The sequence below is a fragment of the Leucobacter sp. BZR 635 genome, from assembly GCF_048061935.2.
Classification (GTDB): Bacteria; Actinomycetota; Actinomycetes; order Actinomycetales; family Microbacteriaceae; genus Leucobacter.
The window spans coordinates 79266-90136 of record NZ_JBLUNZ020000028.1; the positions used below are offsets into that span (position 1 = coordinate 79266).

The following is a 10871-nucleotide window of genomic DNA, read 5'->3' on the forward strand; positions in this document are numbered from 1 at the left end:
AGCGCCATCATGCCAGTGAGAACCGGGTTTCGGCGAGCCGGTACAGCCTGCGCCAGAGCAGTCGGTTGGTGGCGACGACGAGCACGCTCATCACCGCGACGCCGACGAGCACCCGCCCGGTGTCGCCGTGAGCGGTCGCCTCGGCGATGTACGCCCCGAGCCCCGCCGCCGTGAGTGTCGTGTCGCCGTAGCTCACGACCTCCGCCACGATCGACGCGTTCCACGCGCCGCCCGCCGCGGTGAGCGCGCCCGTCACCCAGCTCCCGAAGATCGCGGGCCCGTAGAGCGTGCGCCAGGTGAGCGCGGGGCCGAGCCGAAGGCTGCGAGCGGATTCGCGCAGGTCGATCGGGATTGCTGCAGCCCCGGCGATCACATTGAAGAGGATGTACCACTGCGAGCCGAGCGCCATGAGCAGGATGCCGCCGATATCGAGGCTCACCCCCGTCGCCATGAGCGCGAGCGCGAACAGCGGAAACAGAAAGTTCGCGGGGAAGCTCGCGAGCACCTGCACGATGGGCTGCGCGAAGCGGGTCACGCGCGGGCTCAGGCCGATCCATACGCCGATCGGCACCCACACGAGGGTGCCGAACACGAGCACCACGAGCACGCGGGCGAGCGTCACGAGCCCGAGGCCCGCGGTCACCGCAAACTGCTCGAGGCCGACGTCGCGCGCGACGAAGCCGAGGGCGGCGATGAGCCCCCACACGAGCAGCGCGATGCCCGCGACGGCTCCGAGGGTGCGGCCCCAGCGAGGCACCCGTTGCGCTGGGCGGCGTCGCCGCCTCCCGGTGCGCCCGAGCACCCGCATCATGCGGTCGAGCGCCTCGCCGATCGGCCGGGTGAGGGTCGCGAGCGCTGCGGGGACCGCCGAGCGCCTGAGTAGATCGTAGACGACGCTCGTCTGCGGGTCGGCGGTGTCGGTGTCTCCGAGCCTGAACCGTTCGGCCCACGCGGTGAGCGGCCGCCAGAACACGAAGTTCACGCCGATCACCAGCAGCACCATTACCGCCGCGGCAAGCAGGAGGAGGTCGATTCTGGCATCGTCGGAGGCTGCGGCTGCGAACGATCCTATGCCCGGAAGTGCATACTCACGCTGCCCCACGGTCAGCACCTCGGAGGCGATGAGGAAGAACCACCCGCCGCCAAAGCTCATCATCCCGTTCCAGACAAGGGGGAAGGCCCCGGAAGGTGCGTCGAGCTTCCAAAACCGCTGCCACCGAGTGAGGCCCATCGCGCGCGCCGCCTCATCGAGGTCGCGGGGCTGAGAGATGAGCGACTGGTAGAACGCGAAGGTCATGTTCCACACCTGGCTCGTGAAGATCGCGAAGATTGCGGCGCTCTCGAGGCCGAGAGCCGATCCCGGAAACAGGGCAAGCCAGAGGGGCAGCGTGACCGCGAGAAAGCCGAGCACGGGGACAGACTGCAGCACGTCGAGGATGGGGATCATGATGCGTTCTGCCCCGCGGACCCGCGCGGCGATGGTTGCATACACGAAAGAGAATATGACTGAGAACGCGAGCGCGATGAACATGCGTAGGAGCGATCGGCCTGCGTAGTACGGCAGGAGTGCCGGGTCCGTGGAGACGGCGGCCGGAGCAGTCGCCTCATCGAACGGCGCTGCGAGATCCGGCGAGATCTGCGACACCGCCCAGAACGCGACGAACAGGCCTGCAAAGATCACGATGTCGGCGAGGCGGCTGCGTGCTCCGCGAGCTGGAGCGGGCTGGCGGCGCTGCGGAGAGGTGGGGATCGCTTCGATGGCCGACTCCTGTCTCTCGAGTGTGCGGGCAGCGGATTCTCGGCGCGTCCCCAGCCTATGACATGCAATAACTTGCGCAAATTGCAGAATGAGGGAGTATTGATGGATGGACGAACACGATTTAGCCAGCCCCGCCGCACTGCCCGAGATCACCGACGCGCAGCTGCACGCAGCCGCGTTGACGTTCGACATGCTCTCGACGCCGACCAGGCTACATCTCGTCTGGCTCCTCGCGGCGGGGGAGTACGACGTCTCGACCCTTGCCGAGCGGGCACACGCGAACGTGCCAGCCATCAGCCAGCACCTCGCGAAGCTGCGGGCGGCGGGCATCGTCGCCGCGCGCCGCGACGGCCGCCGTCAGCTCTACCGGGTCGAGGATCCCCACATCCTCGCCGTCGTCGCCCAGATGTTCAGCCACATCGCGCCGGACGGCACGCTTGCTGCTGAGTCCGACGAGCGACGAGCGCCGCGCGCACCCCGCTTCGCGGTGGCCGAACAGCCCGTGGGCTAACTCGCCCCCTGCGGCGGGTGCGCGAGCAGTTCGACGCGCTCGGCAAGGTAGGCCGCGAGCGTCTGAGCGCCGTCGAGCGGGGCTCCCGCTCGCCAGCGCACCCGCAGCTCCCCGCCGACAACGCCGAGCGGGAGCTCCGGGGCGAGCGACGCGAGCGACTCCTCGTCGAGCGCCACGGGCAGCGCATCGAAGTTCACCGCGGTGCCCTCGGGGTAGCCGCCGTGCAGCGCGGCAGCTGCAATGTCGCGCCGCTCCTCGCGTGACACCGACTGGTTGCCCGGGTAGGGCCGCACCGCTGAGCGCGTTGCCCGGCCGGCGACGAAGAGCGTCGGGGTGCCCGGGTCGGCCCCGACCAGGAGCGTGCCCAGCCGCCAGACCTCGCCGAGTGGCCGCATCGAGGCCTTTCGGCGAATCAGTAGCTTTCGGCGCTCGGGCACAAACACCGCAAGCGCCTCGGGCGCGACGTGCGCCGCCCGCAGCCTCTCGGCCGCCTCGCGCACGGCCGCGGTCACGCCAACAACTAGCTCACTCACGAAGCTAAGTGTAGGCACCCGGCGAGGTCTAGTCTTGGGAAGATGCAGAGTCAGCCCAATCGGTCAGCCACAATTCGCGCCATGCTTCTCGTGCTTGTGGGCTCGATCGGCCTGCAGGCTGGCGCGGCGATCTCGCTGACGCTGTTCCCCACGCTCGGCGCGGCAGGCACGAGCGGGCTGCGGATGCTCCTCGCCGCCGTGATTATGCTCGCGCTGTTCCGTCCGCGGCTGCGCGGCAGAAGCCGCGCAGAGTGGCTCGGGATCGTGCTGTACGGAGCCGCGATGGCGGCGATGAACCAGCTGCTGTACCAGGCGATCGACCGGTTGCCGCTCGGGGTCGCGACGACGCTTGATTTCCTCGGACCGTGCATGGTCGCGTTCCTCGCCTCCCGCAGGCTTCGCGAGGGCCTACTCGCGATCGCCGCGTTCGCGGGAGTCGTGCTCATGGCAGGCTTCGGCGGGCCGTTCGACCCTGTCGGAATAGTCTGGGGCCTCCTCGCCGGCGCGAGCTTCGCGGGCTACACGGTGCTCGCGCCGAGGGTCGGGCAGGCTGGCGGCGGGCTGCAGAGCGTCGCGCTCTCGCTCGGTGCCGCAGCGATCTTCACGCTCCCGTTCTCGGTGCCAGTGATCGCGCTGCCGACCCTGCCCGAGTGGGGCCTCCTCACCCTGTCGGCGCTTCTCGGCACCGCGCTCGCGGTGTCAGTCGATACGATCGCGGGAAGGCTCACCTCGGCGCGGATACTCGGGGTGTTCTTCGCCTTCGACCCGGTCGTCGGAACGATCATCGGTGCCCTGTTCCTCGACCAGCTACTCACGCCGGCGGCCTTCGCCGGTATCCTGCTTGTTGTGATCGCAGGAGCAGGAATCGTATGGTCAGCCGGCCGGAGCGCGGCAGCAGAGGCGAGCGCGCAGCCGGCGGCTCCGGCGACCGAGTCGCTCGAGATTGAACGCAAGTACGAGGTTGCGGCCGACAGCGAGATCCCGCAGGCCGAGGCATTCGCCGCCGTCGGACTGAGCCTCGGTGATCCCGAGACCCACCACATGCACGCGCGCTACTACGACACCGCGGACGGAGCGCTCGCTCGGAGCGCAGTCGCTATGCGGGTGCGCGAGGGCGGGGCCGACGAGGGTTGGCATGTGAAGGCGAAGGGTGCCGGCGGCACCCGCGAGCTGCACTGGCCGCTCGCTGCAGAGATGCCAGCGGGGCTCATCGAGGAGCTCCGGGGGTGGATCGGCGACGCCGCCGAACACGTGCAGCCCATCGCCGAGCTGCGCACCGAACGGCGCATCGTTCGCCTGGTCAATGAGTCGGGCGTCGAAGTTGTCGAACTCGCCGACGACAGGGTGCGGGCGAGTGATCTGCGCCAGGGCTCGGGGGAGGGCAGGGTGGATCGAGCCTGGCGCGAGTGGGAAGCCGAACTCATGCAGGGCGCCGATGAGGCGTGGCTTGACCGGGCCGGCGAAGTGCTCGAGGGCGCTGGGGCCTACGTGTCACCCAGCAGCGCGAAGATCGCGCGCGCGACCGGGACGCTTGTGGCGCTCGCCGAACGACGGGGTGCTTCGGCGGCGATGATCGCCCAGTTGCAGGAGATGGACAGGGTAGATCAAGCTGCCGCGCGTAGGCTGAGCACATGAGCAAGTCGTCGAAGCCGAAGAACAGCGCGCAGGGCAAGGGTAAGGGCGAAGAGCCCACGCCCGAGGCTCGCCGGAAGCAGGTGCTGCTCGGCCTCGCGGTGGGCGCGGTGATGGGCGGAGTGCTCTGGTACTTCACGCAGTTCTGGATGTGGTTCCCCTCAGGACTCGCTGTGGGCCTCGCGACCGGCGTCATCATGAAGCCGCCGGCGAAGTAACCCCCTCCTTGCGCCGGGCACCAGCCGGGCGACGTCAGGAGCCGCCCTCGCGATCCTGAGTGTTCGCTGTATGATGGACGCTTGGTTGCGTGCCTGGAGGGGCGGACGCGCGGCTCGCAGAGACTGCCCGCCCCGAAGGAGCCCCTATGGCGCTGCCCTGGAAGCTGCACGGCGACGGAAAAACCGTTGCGCAAGACGCGATCGTTCTGCCCGAGGAGCGCCTGAGCTGGCCTCGTACCATCGGCTTCGGTGCGCAGCACGTGGTCGCGATGTTCGGTGCGACCTTCCTCGTGCCGCTCATCACCGGCTTCCCGCCGACCGCGACGCTCTTCTTCTCAGGGCTCGGAACCCTCCTGTTCCTGCTCATCACAGGCAACCGCCTGCCGAGCTACCTCGGATCCTCGTTCGCATTCCTCGCTCCGATCGCGGTTGCGACCGCCGGCTTCGACTACGGCGACGTCGCCGGTCTCGCCCGCGCCTCCTTCGCGATCATCGCGATGGGCGTGCTCGTCGCCCTCGTCGGCATCGCGGTGCAGCGCTTCGGCACCGGCTGGGTGAATGCGCTCATGCCGCCCGTCGTCATGGGCGCCGTTGTCGCGCTCATCGGTTTCAACCTCGCGCCCGCCGTGAAGAACAACTGGTTCGGCAACCCGGCCTCGAACCCCGACGTGAACCAGGGGCTGCACTCAACCGCAGCGCTCATCACGATCGCTTCGATCCTGCTCATCACCGTGCTCTTCCGCGGCCTCATCGGCCGCCTCTCGATCGTCCTCGGCATGGTTGTCGGCTACGTCGCGGCCTCGTTCATGGGGATCGTCGACTTCGAATCAGTGAAAAGCGCTGCGTGGATCGGCTTGCCCGAGTTCCACCTCCCCGCGAACCCGTTCAGCGACCCCTCGCTCTGGGGCCTGCTGCCTGCGTTCCTCCCCGTCGTGCTCGTGCTCATCGCCGAGAACGTCGGCCACGTGAAGAGCGTCGGCCTCATGATCGAGCGCGACCTCGACCCGGTGACCGGCAAGGCGCTCCTCGCTGACGGCGTCGCGACCGTGCTCGCCGGCTTCGGCGGAGGCGTCGCGACCACCACCTACGGTGAGAACATCGGCGTCATGGCTGCGACCCGCGTCTACTCGACGGCCGCATACTGGGTCGCAGGCATCATCGCGATGCTGCTCAGCTTCTCGCCGAAGGTTGGCGCGCTCATCTTCTCGGTCCCGGCAGGCGTGCTCGGCGGCGTGACCGTCGCCCTCTACGGCCTCATCGGCCTCATCGGCGTGAAGATCTGGATCGACAACAAGGTCGACTTCTCGAAGCCCATCAACCAGTTCACCGCAGCAATCGCGCTCATCGTCGGCATCGCCGACTTCAGCCTGCAGCTCGGCGACGTGATGTTCAACGGCATCGCGCTCGGCACGATCGCAGCGGTCGGCGTGTACCACCTCATGCGCGCCGTCGCCCGCGCGCGCGGCACCGCGGTCGATACCGCGATCATCCGCTAACCCGCCCGCCGCGCTGTGACTTCGCCGCCCCACCTCCGGGGACTCGGCGAAGTCACAGCTACGACGCGCGAGGAAACACCGTGATAATGCCGGGAAATTCAGGTCCCACGGCTTAGGGTGGCGGTGTGTGGAGTGTGGAACGACGTAGGCGACCCGAATCACAGGGAAGCGCCCAAGCACCGGATACCGCCGAAGCGGCGGAGCCGGTGAACAGTCACGCGCTCGGAGGAGGGATCGGGGTGGACCATCTTGATCAAGAACTCGGCGGACCAGTCGCCGTCGTAAACCCCTTCGCTGAGGAGCAGGCGGCGTGGCTCGAAGAGCTCGCCGCAATCGGCGGGCGAAATCCGCTGCTGCACTTCGAGGATCATCCCGCGAACCGCATCGAGCTGTCGTCGACCCACCCCGGCGGGCTGCCGCAGTTTATTTCGGGCAACAAGATCTTGCTCTCCGCGCTCATCCGAGACGACCTCGCCCTGCGACACGCACGCGCCGCCGCGGCCCGCGTCACCGATAAGGCCGTCGAGATGCGCACGATGCGCGGCCTCGAAACGGTGAACCTCGCCGTCGGCCTCGCGAAATGGAGCTTTGAGGGAACCGAGTACACGGCTCCCGTCTTGCTCCGGCCGCTCGCCATCCGGCGCTACGGCCGCGACTTCGAGCTCAAACTCAAGAACTTCCCGGTCGTGAACTCCGAACTCATTCGCGCGCTCCGCGACCAGTTCGGCATCACGATCGACGCACGATCCCTCATCGAACTGTCGCAGGCAGAGGGCGTCTTCAAGCCGCAGCCCGTGATCGACCGGCTGCGCCAGATGGTCGCCGGCGTCCCCGAGTTCGTGGTGCAGCCACGCCTCGTCGTCTCCTCGTTCCACAACATCTCGCAGGGCATGCGAGCAGACGCGGTGCGGCTCGATACGCCGATCCTCCAGGCGATTTGCGGCAGCGAGCCCGCGAAGCGCCAGCTTGCCGACAACTACCACCCGGTGAACCCGGTGTCGCCAGACGTCGCAGCCCCCGAGACCGACCGCTGCCTGTACGACTCAGACCCCGAGCAAGACGACGTGCTCGCGCAGATCGACGCCGGCCAGTCCATCGTCGTGCGCCAGCTGCCCGGCACCGGTGGCACCCAGACCGTCGTCAACGCGATCGGAAACCTCGTACGCGACGGCAAGCACGTGCTCGTGGTGACGCCGCGCCGATCCTCCATCGACGGCATCACCCACAGGCTCACCCGCGCCGGACTCCCCGGCCTCGCGGTGACGCCCCGCCGCCTCCGCCGCAACCTCGTCGAGTCGATCAGCCGCAACGAGAACGCCTCTGCCGAACAGATGCGCGACGTCGACGAAGCGCTCGTGCGGTTGCGCGGCGTGCTGCTCGACTACCGCGACGCGCTCTCGAAGCCCGACGAGCGCTTCTCCGTGACGCCGCTCGAAGCGCTACGGCGACTCACGAGCCTGTCGCTCGGCGACAACCCGCCGACGACCACGGTGCGGCTCGACGACCAGGCGCTCGGCCAGCTCACGATCGACCGATCCTCTGTCGCCGACGACCTCACCGAGGTCGCCAGGCTCGGCCAGTTCCAATACGGCCCCGAAGATTCGCCCTGGTACGGCGTCGACTTCTCGACAACCGAGGAGGCTCGCGCCGCCTACGGCATCGCCGTGGACCTCGCAGAGTCCCAGCTGCCGCGCCTCATCTCGCTCGCTAACGAGGTCGTCGAACAGACCTCCATGCGCCCCTACGAGTCGATCTCCGAGCTCGGCGTCTACCTGCGCCTGCTCATGGGCGTGCGTGACACGCTCGACCGCTTCACACCCGAGGTGTACGACCGCTCGCTCGCCGAGGTCATCGCGGCGCACGCACCCCGCGGCAGCGACGAAGACATGTCGGCCTCGAACAAGCGACGCCTGAAGAAGCTCGCGCAGGAGTACGTGCGGCCCGGCGTCAGCATCACTGACATGTACTCGCGGCTCGTGCAGATCCAACAGCAGCGCGTGCTCTGGCAGCGCTACACGACGGTCGTCGGCACCCGCCCCGAGGTGCCCCTCGGCATCGCAGACGTGGTGGTCGCGTTCCAGTCCGCTTACCAAGACCTCGACAAGCTCGACGCGGTGCTCAGCACGACCGTTGAGCCGGACCGGCTGAAGAACCTCGACCTGCACGCGCTTGCCGCCCGCGTCTCGGAGCTCGCGAAAGAGTCCGAGGTGCTGCAGAACATCCAGGAGCGCACGACGATCGTCGAGCGGCTCCGCAGCGCCCGCCTCGGCCCGCTGCTCGACGACCTGTCAGCGCGCCACGTGCCCGCAGACGAGGTCGCGGCCGAGCTCGAACTTGCCTGGTGGCAGTCCGTGCTCGAGCGCATGCTGCAGACGAACCCGGCGCTGCTCAGCGCGAACACCGGCGTGATCGAACGCCTCGAAGCTGACTTCCGGCTCGTGGACGACGCCCACGCCGGCGCGAACGGCACGCTGCTTGCCTCGAAGCTTGCAGACGCGTGGCGCGTCGCAGTGCTCGACAACAAACAGGAGGCGCTCGCGCTGCGAGGCCTGCTGCGCAGCGGCTACGCGACGATCGCGGCGCTCGCCCAGGATTCGCCCGTGCTGTTCTCGACGCTCGCGCCCGTGCTCGCGATGTCCCCGTACGAGGTATCGCAGCTGCCCGAGACCGCGCGCTTCGACACGGTGCTGCTCGTCGACGCCGGAGCCACGACGCTCGCCGAGAACCTGGGCGCGATCCGCCGCGCTGACCAGGTCGTCGTCTTCGGCGACGACACCACCCAGACTCCGAGCGTGTTCGAGATCGGTGTGCACAGCCCCGAGGCCGACGAACCCGAGGCCCCCGCACCGCTGCGCTCCGCCCTCGCCGAACTCTCCGAGGTACTGCCAACGCTGAAGCTCACCCGCAGCTACCGCGCGGGCGGCGAAGACCTCACGAACCTGGTGAACACCCGCTTCTACGGCGGCGAGATCAAGTCGCTGCCGTGGGCCGGCAGCTTCCTCGGGCACTCGAGCCTCACCTACGACTTCGTACCCGCAGGCCAGGGACTGCCCGACAAGCAGACCGGAGCGGTTGAGAGCACCGAGGCCGAGGTCGACCGCGTCGTCCAGATGGTGCTGCAGCACGCCGACGAGCGGCCGAACGAGTCGCTCATGGTCATCACCGCGAGCGAGAAGCACGCCGTGCGGGTCTACCGCGAGGTATTGCAGGCGTTCTCGAAGTTCCCGCAGTACCGCGAGTTCCTGCTCGGCGAGCGCGCGGAGCCCTTCGCGGTGCTCACCCTCGAGCAGGCGACCGCGCAGAGCCGTGACCGCGTGATCTTCTCGATCGGCTACGGCCGCACCCCGCACGGCCGCGTACTCTCAAACTTTGGAGCGCTCGGGCGTCCCGGCGGCGAGCACCTGCTCGCGATCGCGATGACCCGCGCGCGCCGCGCGATGACCATCGTCAGCTGCTTCAAGCCCGAAGACCTCGACTCCTCCCGGCTCAAGCACGGTGTCGTCGAGCTCGCTGAACTGCTCGCCTTTGAGCACCCGGAGCCCGAGCCCGTGCTGCTGCCGAGCGAAACCGACCCGCTCATCCGCGAGTTCGCCGACAGGCTCAGCGCCCACGGTGTGACCGTCGCCCTCGACTACCGGGGCGAGATCCCGATCGCTGCGTCATACGGCGACCGCGCAATCGCGATCGACATCGACCTCGGCACCGCGAACTCCACCGAGAGCGGCGCGAGCCTGCGAGAAGCGCTCAGGCTGCGGCCAGCGGTGCTGCGCCGGCTCGGCTGGCACTACCACCGCGTGCAGAGCTTCGACCTGTTCGCCGACCCCGAGGGTGCCGCAGCGCGCATCGCCCGGGTGCTTGGCGTGACTGAGCTCGCCTCCGACGCCGCGTTCCAGTAGCGCGGGGCAGGGAGCATCGCGTGAGCGACGAGACATCAGGGGTGCCTGCGGTGCGCAGGGTGCGGGGTTCCCGGCGGGTGCAGCGTCCGGCACCCGAGGGCGTCGATCCAACGCCGTCCGACCATTCGCTGACCGCGCGGGCTACCGAGGACAAGCCTGAGGGCTGGGGCGGTGCTTCACCAGGCCGCGCGAAGCCGGCGGGCGAGAACGATGACCGCCTGAAGCTCGACAAGCCGCCGCACTGGGGCTGAGCGCCCGCTTGGCCTGTGCGCGCCGCCTGCACGCGCCCCCGTCCATCCAGACACTCCCAATGAGTGGCTCTTCACAATTGAAGGTGTAGACCTCAGCGATGAAGAACGCTCAACAGCCATGACCTCAGCGAGGTCATGGTGTTTTTGCGGTAAAACACTCCTGACTTCGCTGAGGTCATGGCTGTTGAGCGACTCAAGCTGGGTGTGCCCTCGCCTTGGGAAGGTGGTGGTCGTAGCGAGAACGGGCTTCGCCGCGATCCATTGGCGCGGAGGAAACCGACCAGCGCAATCGGGTGCAGTCAGCCGGGTACCGAGCGCGGGTGCCCCGCAGCACTCACCGGAGCCATCCCGCTGCAACACCCACGCGACGGCGTTCGTGCTGGCGGCTGCCGCGGGCGCTTCGCGCCCTTGGCTAACAGGGCAGATGGGTGCGGGGCGTGTGCCTGTCGCAGCTCCCCAGGTGCGTTCGTCGCGTGAGGTAGTTCTGGCCTTTCAGCGAGTGGGGAAATGCCGCACTCGTTACCTCTCCCCGCCGATGCCCTACACCTTCAACGGATAAGAGCCCGATTAATCCT

8 protein-coding genes are annotated in these 10871 nt (G+C 68.4%); 6 read left to right on the forward strand and 2 right to left on the reverse strand.

All coding sequences use genetic code 11. The features are described 5' to 3' along the window. Positions 1-7: 7 nt before the first annotated feature. Positions 8-1681 carry an ABC transporter permease gene (locus tag ACI1US_RS05530; protein ID WP_461638814.1) on the reverse strand — a complete coding sequence of 558 codons (1674 nt, stop codon included), beginning with the start codon at positions 1679-1681 and terminating at the stop codon, positions 8-10. Positions 1682-1865: 184 nt separating this feature from the next. Here ACI1US_RS05530 and ACI1US_RS05535 point away from each other — a divergent pair, with 184 nt between their 5' ends. Further along, on the forward strand, positions 1866-2270 hold the full coding sequence (locus tag ACI1US_RS05535) for an ArsR/SmtB family transcription factor (protein ID WP_461638816.1): 405 nt from the start codon (positions 1866-1868) through the stop codon (positions 2268-2270). Here ACI1US_RS05535 and ACI1US_RS05540 read toward each other — a convergent pair. After that, positions 2267-2803: a hypothetical protein gene (locus ACI1US_RS05540; protein ID WP_461638818.1), complete on the reverse strand. Its 537-nt coding sequence runs from the start codon at positions 2801-2803 to the stop codon at positions 2267-2269. The two genes, ACI1US_RS05535 and ACI1US_RS05540, sit on opposite strands and share 4 nt — an antisense overlap. Positions 2804-2884: 81 nt before the next feature. On the opposite strand from ACI1US_RS05540, the gene ACI1US_RS05545 reads away from it, so the two are divergent. The 5 genes from ACI1US_RS05545 to ACI1US_RS05565 all read left to right on the forward strand — a co-directional run bounded on the left by ACI1US_RS05545 (position 2885) and on the right by ACI1US_RS05565 (position 10296). Beyond that, on the forward strand, positions 2885-4438 hold the full coding sequence (locus tag ACI1US_RS05545) for an EamA family transporter (RefSeq protein ID WP_461638820.1): 1554 nt from the start codon (positions 2885-2887) through the stop codon (positions 4436-4438). Next, complete coding sequence (locus tag ACI1US_RS05550; protein WP_416549860.1) at positions 4435-4653, forward strand: HPP family protein; 219 nt, start codon at positions 4435-4437, stop codon at positions 4651-4653. The genes ACI1US_RS05545 and ACI1US_RS05550 overlap by 4 nt, the downstream gene beginning before the upstream one ends. Positions 4654-4799: 146 nt before the next feature. After that, a complete protein-coding gene (locus ACI1US_RS05555; protein ID WP_416549859.1) occupies positions 4800-6149 on the forward strand; it encodes a uracil-xanthine permease family protein in 1350 nt (449 codons plus the stop codon). Positions 6150-6388: 239 nt separating this feature from the next. After that, entirely contained in the window at positions 6389-10045 is a 3657-nt protein-coding gene (locus tag ACI1US_RS05560) for an AAA family ATPase (protein ID WP_416549858.1), read from the forward strand. A gap of 20 nt (positions 10046-10065) precedes the next feature. Beyond that, positions 10066-10296 (forward strand): hypothetical protein, encoded by a 231-nt coding sequence (locus tag ACI1US_RS05565; protein ID WP_461638823.1) that lies wholly within the window; start codon positions 10066-10068, stop codon positions 10294-10296. Positions 10297-10871 lie beyond the last annotated feature (575 nt).